Source organism: Sulfurimonas sp., from assembly GCF_014859695.1.
Taxonomy (GTDB): domain Bacteria; phylum Campylobacterota; class Campylobacteria; order Campylobacterales; family Sulfurimonadaceae; genus Sulfurimonas.
In genome coordinates this window covers 13,669-27,563 of the sequence record NZ_JACUTS010000001.1, presented here as the reverse complement: position 1 = coordinate 27,563, position 13,895 = coordinate 13,669, and the positions used below count along the sequence as shown (strand labels likewise).

The following is a 13,895-nucleotide window of genomic DNA, read 5'->3' as shown; positions in this document are numbered from 1 at the left end:
GATTACCTAAGTTAAAAACTTAGGTAAAAATATTTAAAATTTGTATTTTAGACCAAAAAGAAGACTCTCGCCTCTAGAACTTGTAACATTTGCACCCTCTACTTCAAACACAAGTTCCATATTCTCTGCCACTCCATACTCAAATCCCAACGCATAAGTAACGCCGTCAAGAGTCTCTTTTATATGAAGTTTGTCCATCTTCTCATACTCCCATGCATAGCCTAGTTTTGCGAGTATTGCAAAATGACCTACAAGAATTCTTGTATATGCAAAGTTAAAACCATATGTCGTATACTCTGCAGTATCTTTAACATGGTCATCTTCTACAACATCAGCTTCCGCATGTGTAGCAGACAACTCCAGCGCATAGTTTGGAGTAAAAGAGTAACCCAGATCTATACCTGCGCCGACTCCGGTCTCTCCGTTAAGTTTATGTCCATGATGCATAATTGTATCTCCCAATACAACTACCACTTTTGGAACAATATAAAATCCGCTGCCATCTCCCGAAGAAGAACTTGCAGAAGCAGTCTGAGAAACTGCTAATAATGTCAACCCGCTAACTATAAATTTACTTAATATACCTTTCACAATAGCCTCCCCAAAAAGTAGTATTAGCTAAAATGATATTAAATTTGTCGCTCAATCATCTTGATTGAAATCAATGATTAAAAGAAAAAGTTATACTATGAAGGAGAATAAAAATTGGGCGTAGCTTTTTAAAAAGCGCCCTTATTGGAGCCTAAGAAGCATCAGCCTTCTGATAAAAAGTACAAGCAGAGCCGCAGCTAAGATTTTAAAATCCAATTCACTTGCCATATGGATGTTTCTAAAAGTGTCACTTTGTGTAGCTTCTACTCCAAGAACCTGCATAGAGAGTATCTTTGGAGAGTAGACCGCACTAAACATAAGTGCAGAGAAGACAACGGTAACTGCACTTGTGAATATTATCACATCTCTCTGCCCTCTTTTATACATCGCAAGTTCGTATACAGTGACAAAAAAAGCTAAAAAGTATATCCAGTAGCTAAAACGGCGAAAAACTTCACCCATAATAATTCCTGCGTTGTAGTTGTCAAGCAAAACTGAATATAAAATCTTATCTGTATGAAAAACTATAGGGGCGACGACAGCACCCAAAACTAAAACAGCTCCAAATGTAGCGCACAAAAGAGTAAAATATGCAAAATCTATAAAAATATTTCTTTTCAAATACTATAACCTCAGCGTAAAACCTCTGTCAAAACCGCTATAGTCTTTATAAAACTCTAATTTTGCAAAGCTTTTGTCTTTTAAATATGCCGATATTTTATCTTTTTGGTCATAACCCATCTCACATGTAAAAAAGTTAATCTTTCTGCTTAAGACTTCATCAAGAAGTTTTTTAATTATCTCATCGCCTATCTCTCCGCCAAAAAGAGCATTCTGTGGCTCATAAGAGAGGTTTGGCTCAAGCTCTGCACTCTGCGCAATATAGGGAGGGTTTGAGACCAAATAATCAATCTGCTCATCTACGGGTTCTAGAAGTGAGCCGAGTCTTAGCGCAACTCTATTTTCTACTCCAAACAGCTCTATATTTTTCTTTGCAATACCCAGCGCCACCTCTGAAATATCTACCGCTATAATATTTGCATTTGGAAGAAATTTTGCAAGCATAATCGATATGATTCCGCTTCCCACACCCACCTCTGCAATGGTAATATTTGCATTTTTATCGGCTATGTTTTTGAGCACCTCATCAATAAGAAGTTCAGTTTCAGGACGCGGAATAAGCGCTCCCTCTGCTATAAAAAACTCCTCGCTGTAAAAACTGACCCTTCCGGTTATATACTCAAGAGGCTCACTCTTGGCTCTTCGCTCTGCCAGTTTTAAAAGTTTATCACTCTCTTTTACATCTGCCTCTTGGTTTGTTATAAGCCAAAGCTCATCCACCTCAAGATGGTACATTAAAAGAAGTTGCGCCTCTCTTGAGGCCCTCTCTACATGAGGAGCAAGCTTTGAAGTTATCTCTTTTAAAATATCTTTTACTAGATTTCCGCTTGACATGCTTCTCCCAAAGCCTTTTTATCAATCTCCCCTACATCAACGCCAAGCTCTTTTAGTCTCTCTAAAACAGGCGGGTGCGTATAGTGAAAGAAGATATAGAGCGGATGCGAGAGCGGAAAACTTTTGTTCTCATTTACCAGTTTTTTCAAGGCGTTAGCAAGCTCTATTGAACCGCCTGGACCGCTAAGCTCACTTGCTGTTTTGTCTGCCTCATACTCGTTGTGTCTGCTTACGATTCCCATTATCGGCATCATAAAAAAGCCCAAAACAGGCATAAAAAGCATCAGCAAGATCATAACTGCATAAGGCGCTTGCGATATTTCAAGCTCTGTATAAAAAGAGAGCGGCAGATTACCGAATATTGCAAACATACCAAGCAAAATTGCGCCCATAAGAGCGATATTTTTATATATGTCTCCATGTGCAAAGTGCCCAAGTTCATGACCTAAAACCGCCAAAAGCTCTCTGGTCGTGAGCTTCTCTATAAGCGTGTCAAAAAGAACGACTCTTTTGGATTTACCGATTCCTCCGAAGTATGCGTTTAATCTTGCATCTCTCTTACTGGCGTCACTTATGAAAACACCCGAACTTACAAAGCCGGTTCTATCCATCAAATCTTTTATCTGAACATCTAGTTCTTCATTTTGAAGCGGAGTAAGTTTGTCAAAGAAGAGCGCCCTAAAAGTCGGGTACAACATATTGATAAGAATAACGACCGCAAAGATAAATACAAAACTCCACATCCACCAAAGTTCAAAACTTGAAATTATCTCATAAACTCCCCAAACTACTAAAGAGCCAAAGAGAAGCGTCATAACAAAGGAGATAAAGATATCTTTTATCCACTGCCCAAGAGTTGATTTGTTAAAACCAAACTTCTGATCCAGAACAAATTTTTCGTAGTATGAAAACGGCAGAGAGATAAGCGAGTTTATAACCAAAAAGCTCATGACGATGGCAATATTCAAAAGAGCTTCATTCTCATAAGATATATTTTGTTCTAAAAACTTGATTCCAAAATCTATCCACAAAATAAAGACAATATACTCTATAAAGATACTTGCGATACTCATCCTCTCTTTTGCAACGCTGTAATTTCCCGCTTTTATAAAATCATTGTCCAAGAGAAGAACTGCTTTGCCTTTTTTCGCCTTATTTACATAACCTATCTGCATAACGCTTGTATATATGGAGACAAGCACAAAAAGAGTATAGATTCCTACTATTGTCATTAACATCTCTCTACCTTAAATTTTTCGAAATTCTAACATTATTTTCGATACAATCTTTTAAATCTTAAAACACTCAAGGAACATCTGTGAAAACTTTTATAAACGGTCTTAGCCTTATTCTCCCTACTGCTCTGGTTTTATATATTCTCGTATGGGTTTTAAAAATGACGGAGAACTTCTTTGGCAATCTTATTTTATATGTGCTGCCAAAAGAGTACTATTTCACCGGTTTGGGCCTTATTGCCGGAATTGCCATCGTCTTTTTTGTGGGACTGCTTCTAAAACTTTGGATTGTTCAAAAATTAAGAGATTTTTTTGAGTCACTTGTCGATAAAATGCCTCTCGTAAACACTCTCTACAGCGCCGTAAAAGATTTTTTCAACTTCTTCTCAAACCTAAAAAATAAAGAGAACGACATTGTTGTTCTTGTAGATACGCACTGGATGGATTCTAAGATAATGGGTTTTATAACTTCTGAGGATTTACAAAGGTTTGATTTCTTGGATATGGAAGAACCAGTTATGGTCTATTTTCAACTTAGTTATCAAATAGGCGGTTACTCCCTTTTTATCCCTAAAAAAAATATAACTCCAATCAATATGAAAACTGAAGAGGCTCTAGGATTTATTATGACTGCCGGAATTTCAAGCAGTAAAAAAGGTGAGGGCAAATGAGCAGCCTCAAAGATAAAAAAGTCGGGCTAGCTCTAGGCGGAGGGGCGGTTTTAGGCGCTGCTCATGTGGGTGTTTTAAAAGCGCTTGAAGAGAAAAAGATCGAAATAAGTGCCATTTGCGGAACAAGTGCGGGCGCAATTGTAGCAGCACTCTATGCTTTTGGAAAAACTCCCCAAGAGATAGAGAAGATAGTCGTTGAGTTTGAGTGGAAAAAGATCTCTTCGCTTACTCTTTCAAAATATGGACTACTCTCAAATGAAAAAATAGGCGAGATTATTAAACACAACATAGGTAATAAAAATTTTGAAGATGCAAACATCCCGCTTGGCATGATAGCTACTGATATTACAACCGGAGAAAAGGTCATCTTGAACAAAGGAAGCGTTGCGGACGCAGTTGTTGCAAGCACATGTATCCCTGGAATTTTTATTCCAGTTGAGATTGAAGAGAGACTTTTGGTTGATGGCGGGATTGTTGAAAATGTTCCTCTTAGCTGTCTAAAAGATAAGGATGTTGATTTTTTAATAGGAGTAGACCTTGTTCCTGAGCGCTCTTACAAAAAGCCTGAGAATGTTATTGAAGTTCTATATAACAGTTTTAACTTTTTGGTCAAATTAAATAAAAAAGCTCAAACAAAAGAGGCGGACCTAACCATAAAACCGGACCTCTCGGAGTATAATGCAGTCGATATGTCTCAAATGAAAGAGCTGATTAATCTTGGGTATAAAGAGACAAAGAGAATACTAAAAGAGCTTTAAAAAGGAGTCTTCTCGATTTACTATAAAAATATGACAAATCTTCAAGACTACTCACAACAGAACAGAGTCGGTGCTCTCTACGCTTTTAAAAATAACACCGAGGTCGATATCTCCTATAACATCAACAGCGGAGGGACTTTAAGCGAGTTTGGAAAAAAGCATGTAGAGGATTTTATCTGGCTGAGATTTACGCTTAACTATTAATGTGCTACAATATTTGCAATACCAAACTTAAGGAGTCTGTTATGAAAATGTTTTCTAAACATGTAAGATTGTCTCTTGTTGCATTAAGCCTGTTGTTGGTCGCACCGATTGGAGTTCTGGCACAAAACGGTGGGCGCGATATGCCTACTTTTGAAAGTTTTGATTTAAACAGTGATGGAACTCTTACCGAGAGTGAGCTTCATGAGGCTAGAGAGAAAAGAGTCCAAGAGAGAAGAGATGACGGCAGAATGCTAAGAAATGTCAAAGAGCATTACGAGTTCTCAAGAATGGATGCTAACGAAGATGGTCTTGTAAACAAAAAAGAGTTTGAAGATCATCAAACCAGAAGAAGAAGATAGATATAGATTCGGCGTGTTATTTCTTTAACATGCCGAGAATCCTCTACTATAAAATATAATCAACTACTTTTGACTCCGACGTCACGGACTTTATAAGTTCGACTGCTTTTAAATGCTCTGGATGGATTGCGTAAGAAGCCAAATCCTCTTTTGTTTCAAACGTAGAGTATAAAGAAAGGTCAAACGCCCGCTCGGAGTCGGTAAAGTTCACGCCTACCTCCATTGAGTTTAGCTCAGGAATCAGCCCGACTAGGGCATTAAGCCTGCTCACTACCTCTTTAATATTTGACTCTTTGTTTTCTTCTTTGAATTTAAACATCACTATATGAACTATCATACGAAACCCCTGCTTTTTTTGTGAAATTCTAACAAAAAAGTGCACAAACAACTTTATAATTCTCAAAAAACTTTGTTTTTTGTAGCTTCTAGGTATGCTAACCAATGGCATACTCCATGGTAAGGGGGTTGTAGGGACTTTAGTCCCTGCCAATAAAACGGACGTGTTCGCTTTGTTGTGTAACATCAGTAAAAAAGGGTAAAATAGCCTTATGAAAAGAATTTTAAGAGAGCTCTACGGGTCGGCAATACTGTTTTTCTACTTCTTTAAGTGGCCCTACTTCCTCTTTTTTCCATATCTTTACGATAACGGACTTGATGGCAACTACATTTTAAATATTTTATGGTTTTTTACGGCGGGGCTTATTTTAAAAGATTTTTATACGATGTACAAAAACAGGGATTCCTAAAGAAATCCCTTCCAGAAAAACTCCGCGATCATCGCTATTAAAAAGATCCCTATAAAGTTAAAAACAACCCCATATCTTGCCATATCTTTCACACTCACGGCTCCGCTGCTCATGGCTACGGCATTTGGAGGCGTAGCAATTGGGAGCATAAAGGCGTAGCTTGCGCACACCGTGGCTACCATCATAAAGAGAGTCGCATCAAGCCCGCTCTGCTGCGAGACTGCATATATAACGGGAAGCATGACCGATATAAGCGCCGTATTTGAGGTTATCTCCGTTGTAAATGTTATAAGCATAGCCACGCTTAGAATGATTAAAATAGGGTGAAGCTGCGTTATGACAATTAGGTAAGAGGCGACCTCATCGGCAAGACCCGTTGCGCTAAAGGCGGCTGCAATCGAAAAACCTGCGCCAAATAAAAACATAATCCTAAGCGGGATCTTTGCTTTGTCCTCTGTCCACTCAAGAGTACTAAATGGCGGAGCAAAAAGCAGAAGTCCCGCACCTAACAAAATGCCGTTTTCATTGAGCCCTAACCCGCTCCAGTATGGCTTAAGAGGAGCATTTAGCAGAAGGAGCAAAATAACTCCACCGATTAAAAAAAGAACTTTTTTTTGCTGGGCATCAAGGGCTTTTTTTTCACTCTTTATGGATATCTCTATATCTTTTACGCCAATGCTAAGCAGAGATGCAACCACAAAAAACATCACAAAAACAAGCGGAGCGACCATTACCATCCACTGCAAAAAGGAGATAACCTCCATGTCGCTCTTCTGCATAAAACCGAGCAAAATAAGGTTTGGCGGCGTCCCTATTGGAGTTAAAATCCCTCCTACGCTAGCACCGTAAGCTATTGCAAGGGCAAATCTCATCTTAAGCCTGACATCTTCGGTTATAAAAAGAGCGATTGAGATTAAAAGCAGTGTCGTTGTGGTGTTTGAGAGAAGCGAGCTAAGCAGTCCAGACGCTATTGTGAGCGAAAAGATTATGCCTTTTGGAGTTGATGGAAAGATGGCAAACATCTTATCTGTGACCCATCTATGAAGCTCTGTTTTCTCAACTGCTATAGCTAGCAAAAAGCCGCCGAAAAAGAGAAATATGATTGGGTTTGCATAGTTTGCAGTCGTCTGAGTCGTCGAGAGAATTGAGAAGGACGGGAAAAGAACGATCGGCAGCAGAGAGACGACTCCAAGAGGTAAGCCCTCATTTGTCCAAAGAGTTACAAGAAATGCTATAAGCCCAAGAAGTGAAGCCTGTGTAGCATTAAAAACAGTAAATGAGAGTGCGAAGAAAAATAGACCGATGACAATAGCTACCGTTATTTTTTTAAACTGTTCTTTATCTCTGCTCACTTACTTTCTCCTTGTGTTTTGTCTAACTGTATACCAATCATTTTTCTCACAATGCAAAATACACTTATCTTCTGATGTTACGCACTAAAACGAACTCGTCCGTTCTAGTGGCAGGGACAGACGTCCCTACAACCCCATTGTCATGGAGTATGCCATTGGTTAGCATACCTAAAAGCTACGAAAACAAGCTAATGCGGTTTTCACGAAGTGAAAATGTTTCTTTAGAAAAAGTATCTTTTTCGAGAATTACAAGGTGTTTTACAAACTTTTTTACAAAAGTGCGCAAGGTCAGTTATTTTCTTGCTCAAAACACTCATTTTTACAATTTTCTACGCTACATGTAGCCATCTAGTAAACCTCTTTCCTATGCCTAATGCGAATAATAACTATTACTAGAATTTCTTCTTTTACTTGAAAGACGACTCTGTATTGGTTTATGCGAAGTCTAAATTTACCTTTGTATTCGCCCTTGAGTGCTTTGATGTTGTTTTTTAAAATATCGGGATTTGTGACTAAGAGGAGGAGTTTTTCTTTGATAATTTTTTGAGCTACAGTGTCAAGTCTAACGAACTCTTTTTTTGCACTGCTTAAAAAGTTAAGTTCGTACATGTAGCTATAAACCTAACTCTTTAAAAACTTCACTTGTGGGGATAAGCTTCTCTTTTTTGTTTTCAAGATTTTTAAGTCTTTGGTCTGAGAGTTTTTCATCTATTGCATCAAAGTACATACTAAGAGCTTTTTCAACAATATGACTTTTCTTCTCATTTAGCTCTTGCGATACACTATTTAACTCATCAATGATAAAGTCAGAGACTGTAAATGTGCTTCTTATTTTGTGCATCATACACTCCTATTCATATAATCGTATGAATAATTATACATATATTTTAGCTATTAAGCAACTTTTTTATTAATTTGCAAGGAAATTACTCAAACTCACATGCGGGTCTAAACCCTCTAACATATTATAGACCTCTCTTGCTATGGGAAGATAGAGATCTTTCTCTTGGGCTATTTTATAGAGCGCATATGTTGTTCCGATGCCCTCTGCCACCTCTCCGAGCTCCTCTACTATCTGCTCTTTAGATTTGCCTTGAGCAACCCCTAACCCGACACGAAAATTTCTGCTCATGATTGAGGATGCTGTTAAAAACAGGTCTCCTGCGCCGCTAAGTCCTACAAAACTCTCCTCTTTTGCGCCATACTCTTTGCCAAATCTCTGCATCTCTACAAGACCTCTGGATATTAGCGAAGCGGCTGCATTTTTCCCAAGACCCAAACCTTCGCAAATGCCTGCCGCTATAGCTATAACATTTTTATAAGCACCCGCAACCTCTGCTCCGGCAACGTCCGTAGAGGTGTATGTTTTTATAAATGATGGAAAAAAGGAGGCAAACTTTTTGCTAAGCTCCTCATTTTTAGAGTTGACTACAAGTGCGGTAGGGAGCGACTTCATAACCTCAGTGGCGAATGATGGACCTGAGAGAAAAGCAATGTTATTATCGGGAACATACTCCTCATATATCTCATTTAAAAACTTTCCTGTCGTAGCCTCTATACCTTTTGCGGCAACCAATATTTTTTGATTGTTGTATTTAAAATTCTCTCTTAGCCAAGACGAAACCTGTTGCGCAGGAATAGCAATAACTATGTACTCCAACTTTAAAATCTCATCCAAAGAGACAAAATTTTTCATATCTCTGGGAGTCCTTGAGGTTATATAAACTTCGCACTTCTCACTTAGTGCAAAAGCCAAAGCACTTCCCCATTTTCCGGCTCCTATTACTCCTACTTTAGTCATATCTGCTCCCCATAATTCTTTCAAATTCACCTAAATCTTTCTCATACCCGACCACTACAAACACATCGCCTTCTTTTATTTGGTGATGTTTTGCTTTTGATGAATATATAAACTCAGTCTCCAAATCTTCTCTTAAAACCGACAAAACCAGTACATTATACTCCGCTCCCCAATCTATATCATATGGGTAGACTCCTTCAAATTTATGAGCATTATCTACTCTTATCTGAGCAATCTTTAAATCGCTTTTTTCATATAAAATATTGTGAAGCACTTGTGTGATTATCGGCTTTTCAAGCATCTCTACTATCATATTTGCCGTTGTTTGAATAGTAGGTATAACCTTTGAAGCTCCCGCAAGAGAGAGTTTGTCTGCACTCTCCTTATCCTCTGCCAATGCCACAATGGTAAGCTCCTCAAAAGCCTCTCTCAAAGAGATTGTAAGAAAAATATTCTCCGCGGTATCCTCTAATACGCAAAAAGCTGTACATTCGTCTATATTGACGCTATCCTTTAGCTCATCCCAATCATCGCTTAGATCAAATCTAGATATTTTATACTTGCTGTTTTGTATATTTTTATCACTACTCTCATCAAGTCTGAATATCTCTATATTTTCATAATAAAGAGAGATATTTTTTACAATCTCAAGCGTATAGTCGTTATATCCAAAAAGCAGTGCGGTACTCTTTCTCATCTGCCATCCTTTTTGTATAAAAAGCTATTAAACTCTTTTATAAACTGTATATTTCCTATAAGAAGCAGATAGTCCCCTGCCTCAACAGTTGTATCATCTTTTGGATTGAACAAAAACTCTTTTGAGTCGCTTTTGTGAAGACCCAAAAGAAGTATCCTAAACTTTTTGCTCTGAAGCTTACCAACACTTCTGTAGTTGCCTGCTATTCTCTCGTTTATAACAATCTCTTGCATATCAACACCGTTATAGCTAGAACGAAGAGCATGAATAGCCTCAAATGCGATTTTTTGTCCTGCTAGACCCTTTGCAATCATTCCTACAAGCTCTTTTTCGTAAAAAACCTCATTTACGCCTGCAAACATCAGCTTATTTTTATTCATTTTATTTTTTAAAATAGAGAGTATATATACATCTTTGTTAAAAGAGCGAACGGTCAAAGCGGTATAAACATTCTCAACATCGCTGTGCCCAAGGCAGAGTATCGCTTTTACCTGGTCTTGTATATTTATGCGAAGTTTTCTGTAGCTATCTATACTTCCCGGGTCATAATTAAGAGCGAAAAAACCATCTTTTTTTGCTTGTCTGGCTTTTTTGTCATTCTCCTCCAAAACAATAATATCGCTGTTGTGGGATAATTTTTTTGCAACCTCTTTCGATATCCCCTCATAGCCGCATATAAGGTAAAAGCTTTTCATCTTAGCTATGTCGTTGATTAACTTATCATCTTTTATCTCATCGAGCTTCTCCGTAAATGCGGTCACTATCAAAGAGGTTGTAAATGAGAAGACCGCAATTCCGGCTACGATAACAAACATAGCCACAATCCTCCCCTCTTCGGTCACAGGAGCAATATCGCCGTAGCCAACCGTAGAGATTGTCACGACTGCCCAGTATATAGCTTCAAACAGAGTGTTTACAGGCGAAGTCGGATTATTTGCCTCCATAACGTATATAAGAACGGATGAGACAAAAATAACTATAGATGCAAAAATAAAGAGCGTTAAAAACTCAAACTTCTTTGTTGCTATAACTGAGCCGAATGTCTGTATGCTTTTGGCGTATCTAAAGAGTTTAAATACCCTAAATAGTACAAAAAGCCTCAGAAGTCTTAACTCATGGAAAAATGGAAGTATGGCAAAGAGGTCTATAATAGCCTTTATAGAAAAAACATACCGCATCTTTATAGCAATAATCTCTCTAAAAGCTTTTAGAAGACTAAACTCTCTCTTTAGCATAACGTCATATTCACTATGCTTGATGATTATCTCGCTTACACTGCTGGTTACCCAAAACCTAAGCAGATACTCTATAAGAAAAATGATTGAGATGATGTAGTTGTTAAAAAAAAGAAGGGAGTCGTCTACATGAGACTTTACCTCTCTAATGAGTATGGCAACACTTGAGAAGATAAGCGCTATCATAAAGAGGTCAAATATCTTTTTGTATTTGTTGGAGTCGTTTTCTAAAAAATTGTAAAAAAAATGCTTTATCTTGGCATAACGTTTTGACGTACTAATCGCATAGGCGCCGTCTACTATCAAACGTTTTAACAAAATATTATCCCAACTTTGCTTTTAATATCTCGTTTACGCTCTGCGGATTTGCGCTTCCTTTGGACTCTTTCATAACCTGCCCGACAAAGAAGCCAAAAAGCTTCTCTTTACCGCCTTGATACTCTGCTACTTTGTCTTGGTTCGCATTTATAATAGCATCACAAATAGCTTCTATCGCACCCGTATCGCTTACCTGTTTTAGTCCAAGTGCATCTATAGCCGCATCTACCTCGCCGCCTTTTTCTAAAAGATAGTCAAGAACCTCTTTAGCAGCTTTTCCGCTTATGGTGCCATCTTCTATTCTCTTTACCAAAAAACCGAGTTTATTAGCATCAATAGGAGAGTTTGAGATATTAACCTCTCCTTTGAATCTGCCCTGAAGCTCAACAGTCAGCCATGTAAGAGCATTTTTAGCGCTTATGCCCTCCTCCATCATTCTCTCAAAGAAGTGCGCCATCTCAAGCGAAGATGTAACAACCATAGCGTTATACTCGCTCATGCCGTAATCTTTTACGAAACGCTCCATCTTCTCATCTGGAAGTTCAGGAATTTTGCTAAATTCCTCCATCATATCATCGGTTACAACCACTTTTAGCAAGTCAGGCTCTGGAAAGTAACGATAGTCAGCCGCTTCCTCTTTACCGCGCATTGAACGGGTCTCTTGTTTTACCTGATCAAAAAGTCTTGTCTCCTGAAGAATCTCTTTATCATAAACACCATCTTCCCAAGCTTCACTCTGGCGAGCAACTTCAAGCTCTATGGCTCTTTGGATAAACCTAAAGCTGTTTATGTTTTTTATCTCAACACGCGTATAGAGTTTCTCGTCACCTTTTGGGCGAATAGAGACGTTTACATCCACACGAAATGAACCCTCTTGCATGTTTGCATCGCCGATATCTAAGTAGCGAATAATCGAGTGGAGTTTTTTAAGATAAAGAGTAACCTCTTCGGCACTTCTCATGTCAGGCTCGCTCACTATCTCTAAAAGCGGTGTTCCGGCACGGTTTAAATCAACTTTTGAAATAGCACCGTCATGTATGTTTTTTCCCGCATCAGCTTCAATATGTGCACGATTTATACGAATAATCTTATGGGTTCCGTTCTCAAAATCAATACGCAGTTTTCCATGTTCAACTACTGGAGTATAGAGCTGCGTAATCTGATAAGCGGATGGGCTATCAGGATAAAAGTAACTCTTTCTATCAAAATATGATGTTTTATTTATAGTTGCATCTATTGCTGTTCCAAGCATTACAGACTTATGAAGCACCTCTTTGTTCAGTACTGGAAGAGCTCCAGGAAGTGCCAGACAGGTCGGGCATGTGTTTGTATTTTGTTTGTGGTTAAAGCTCGTAGGACATGAGCAAAAAAGTTTAGTTTTTGTGTTTAGCTGAACGTGGACTTCTAGACCGATAACTATTTCAAACATAGTTTTCCTTGATAAAAAATTATAATATTGTGTTGGATTTTACCCAATTAATGCTTTTATGTTTCATAAAGCGCAAATAATTGTGGATTTACTTGGTATGTTTTGAGTAGATTTTTTCTAAGAGTTGTGTATGTTTTTTTGCCTCTTCAAGCCTTAGTCTGTTTATAACAAAAGCGTCAAGCGCTAAAATCAGGAAGAAAGAGATAACTATAAAAGTTATAGTAGTAAAAAGAGCGAGTGAAAAGCCTAAAAAAGAGAAGATCTGAAAAGTTATAAGAGCACCGAAGATGACGATTGCCCACGATGCTCCAAGCAAAAAGCTAATAATTCTATCGAATTTCTCTTTTTGCATAGTGTTTAGCCGTTAGTGTTCGTCAACAGCTATAGCTCCACCAAGGTAAACATACGTAAGCATCATAAAGATGAACGCCTGCAAGAATGCCATAAATGTAAGAAGAGCAAAAGGGATCAACGGAAGAACCCATGGAGCAAGCATCAAGATTACCATTAAGAACATATCGTCACCCTTAACGTTACCGAAAAGACGGAAACTAAGAGATACCAAACGAGAGATGTGAGAAACTATCTCGATTGGGAACATCAACCAGTATAACCACCAAACAGGTCCAAGGAAGTGCTTGAAGTATTTGATAACACCTTGACGGCGGATACCTTCATAGTTGTAGTAAACAAATACGGCAAGTGCCAAAGTAAGAGGCATCTCCAAAAATCCGGTTGGAGCCTCAAAACCTGGAATGACACCGACTATATTAGCAATACCTACAAACAGTCCGATAGTCGCAACAAGCGGAAGATAACGACGAGCATTCTCTTGACCCATTACATCCGTTCCCATTTTAAGAACGCCTGAGATGTACGCTTCCATTACGTTTTGAGTTCCGGTTGGAACCATTTTTAAGTTTGACATAGCCATTTTAACAAGCATCAAAGCAATGCCGGCTGAAAGCAGCATGTGCGTCATGTAGATAAAAGTCTTATCGTGAGAAATCAGACCGAAAAATGTGAACAATTCACCCATATGGT

19 protein-coding genes are annotated in these 13,895 nt (G+C 38.4%); 5 read left to right on the top strand and 14 right to left on the bottom strand.

Annotated elements, in window-relative coordinates; translation table 11 throughout:
- Window positions 1-33: 33 nt before the first annotated feature.
- From IBX42_RS00170 to IBX42_RS00155, 4 genes are all read right to left on the bottom strand, one after another.
- Window positions 34-591, bottom strand: a complete 558-nt coding sequence (locus tag IBX42_RS00170) for an outer membrane beta-barrel protein (protein ID WP_294926962.1) — start codon at window positions 589-591, stop codon at window positions 34-36.
- A 141-nt stretch (window positions 592-732) separates the two neighbouring features.
- Window positions 733-1,212, bottom strand: a complete 480-nt coding sequence (locus IBX42_RS00165; RefSeq protein ID WP_294926960.1) for a DUF4149 domain-containing protein — start codon at window positions 1,210-1,212, stop codon at window positions 733-735.
- 3 nt (window positions 1,213-1,215) lie between these two features.
- Window positions 1,216-2,046 carry a peptide chain release factor N(5)-glutamine methyltransferase gene (gene prmC, locus IBX42_RS00160; protein WP_294926956.1) on the bottom strand — a complete coding sequence of 277 codons (831 nt, stop codon included), beginning with the start codon at window positions 2,044-2,046 and terminating at the stop codon, window positions 1,216-1,218.
- On the bottom strand, window positions 2,028-3,284 hold the full coding sequence (locus IBX42_RS00155) for a M48 family metallopeptidase (protein ID WP_294926953.1): 1,257 nt from the start codon (window positions 3,282-3,284) through the stop codon (window positions 2,028-2,030). Before IBX42_RS00155 ends, prmC begins: the two co-directional genes overlap by 19 nt.
- Before the next feature lie 80 nt (window positions 3,285-3,364).
- Here IBX42_RS00155 and IBX42_RS00150 point away from each other — a divergent pair, with 80 nt between their 5' ends.
- The 4 genes from IBX42_RS00150 to IBX42_RS00135 are packed head-to-tail and all read left to right on the top strand — an operon-like array spanning window position 3,365 to window position 5,273.
- Window positions 3,365-3,952: a DUF502 domain-containing protein gene (locus IBX42_RS00150; protein WP_294926950.1), complete on the top strand. Its 588-nt coding sequence runs from the start codon at window positions 3,365-3,367 to the stop codon at window positions 3,950-3,952.
- Window positions 3,949-4,710 carry a patatin-like phospholipase family protein gene (locus IBX42_RS00145; protein ID WP_294926948.1) on the top strand — a complete coding sequence of 254 codons (762 nt, stop codon included), beginning with the start codon at window positions 3,949-3,951 and terminating at the stop codon, window positions 4,708-4,710. The genes IBX42_RS00150 and IBX42_RS00145 overlap by 4 nt, the downstream gene beginning before the upstream one ends.
- Window positions 4,711-4,740: 30 nt before the next feature.
- Window positions 4,741-4,914, top strand: coding sequence for a hypothetical protein (locus tag IBX42_RS00140; protein ID WP_294926945.1), 174 nt, complete (start codon window positions 4,741-4,743; stop codon window positions 4,912-4,914).
- 41 nt (window positions 4,915-4,955) lie between these two features.
- A complete protein-coding gene (locus IBX42_RS00135; protein WP_294926942.1) occupies window positions 4,956-5,273 on the top strand; it encodes a hypothetical protein in 318 nt (105 codons plus the stop codon).
- A gap of 46 nt (window positions 5,274-5,319) precedes the next feature.
- On the opposite strand, the gene IBX42_RS00130 is transcribed toward IBX42_RS00135, so the two are convergent.
- Window positions 5,320-5,610 (bottom strand): Dabb family protein, encoded by a 291-nt coding sequence (locus tag IBX42_RS00130; protein WP_294926939.1) that lies wholly within the window; start codon window positions 5,608-5,610, stop codon window positions 5,320-5,322.
- Between the two features lie 211 nt (window positions 5,611-5,821).
- Between IBX42_RS00130 and IBX42_RS00125 the strand changes: the two genes are divergently transcribed.
- Window positions 5,822-6,019 (top strand): hypothetical protein, encoded by a 198-nt coding sequence (locus IBX42_RS00125; RefSeq protein ID WP_294926936.1) that lies wholly within the window; start codon window positions 5,822-5,824, stop codon window positions 6,017-6,019.
- Here the strand turns inward: IBX42_RS00125 and IBX42_RS00120 are convergent.
- The 9 genes from IBX42_RS00120 to IBX42_RS00080 form a co-directional block, all read right to left on the bottom strand.
- Window positions 6,016-7,371 carry an SLC13 family permease gene (locus IBX42_RS00120; protein ID WP_294926933.1) on the bottom strand — a complete coding sequence of 452 codons (1,356 nt, stop codon included), beginning with the start codon at window positions 7,369-7,371 and terminating at the stop codon, window positions 6,016-6,018. The two genes, IBX42_RS00125 and IBX42_RS00120, sit on opposite strands and share 4 nt — an antisense overlap.
- Before the next feature lie 348 nt (window positions 7,372-7,719).
- Complete coding sequence (locus IBX42_RS00115; protein ID WP_294926930.1) at window positions 7,720-7,980, bottom strand: type II toxin-antitoxin system RelE/ParE family toxin; 261 nt, start codon at window positions 7,978-7,980, stop codon at window positions 7,720-7,722.
- Between the two features lie 4 nt (window positions 7,981-7,984).
- Window positions 7,985-8,212 (bottom strand): hypothetical protein, encoded by a 228-nt coding sequence (locus tag IBX42_RS00110; RefSeq protein WP_294926927.1) that lies wholly within the window; start codon window positions 8,210-8,212, stop codon window positions 7,985-7,987.
- A 69-nt stretch (window positions 8,213-8,281) separates the two neighbouring features.
- A complete protein-coding gene (locus tag IBX42_RS00105; RefSeq protein ID WP_294926924.1) occupies window positions 8,282-9,172 on the bottom strand; it encodes an NAD(P)H-dependent glycerol-3-phosphate dehydrogenase in 891 nt (296 codons plus the stop codon).
- Window positions 9,165-9,869: an NAD-binding protein gene (locus IBX42_RS00100; protein WP_294926922.1), complete on the bottom strand. Its 705-nt coding sequence runs from the start codon at window positions 9,867-9,869 to the stop codon at window positions 9,165-9,167. Before IBX42_RS00100 ends, IBX42_RS00105 begins: the two co-directional genes overlap by 8 nt.
- A complete protein-coding gene (locus IBX42_RS00095; protein ID WP_294926920.1) occupies window positions 9,866-11,422 on the bottom strand; it encodes an ion transporter in 1,557 nt (518 codons plus the stop codon). Before IBX42_RS00095 ends, IBX42_RS00100 begins: the two co-directional genes overlap by 4 nt.
- A 4-nt stretch (window positions 11,423-11,426) precedes the next feature.
- Window positions 11,427-12,851 carry an Asp-tRNA(Asn)/Glu-tRNA(Gln) amidotransferase subunit GatB gene (gene gatB, locus IBX42_RS00090; RefSeq protein ID WP_294926917.1) on the bottom strand — a complete coding sequence of 475 codons (1,425 nt, stop codon included), beginning with the start codon at window positions 12,849-12,851 and terminating at the stop codon, window positions 11,427-11,429.
- A gap of 88 nt (window positions 12,852-12,939) precedes the next feature.
- Window positions 12,940-13,203 (bottom strand): hypothetical protein, encoded by a 264-nt coding sequence (locus tag IBX42_RS00085; protein WP_294926914.1) that lies wholly within the window; start codon window positions 13,201-13,203, stop codon window positions 12,940-12,942.
- A gap of 12 nt (window positions 13,204-13,215) precedes the next feature.
- The gene (locus IBX42_RS00080; protein ID WP_294926911.1) at window positions 13,216-13,890 is read right to left on the bottom strand and encodes a F0F1 ATP synthase subunit A; all 675 of its coding nucleotides are present in this window, start codon (window positions 13,888-13,890) and stop codon (window positions 13,216-13,218) included.
- Between the last annotated feature and the right edge of the window lie 5 nt (window positions 13,891-13,895).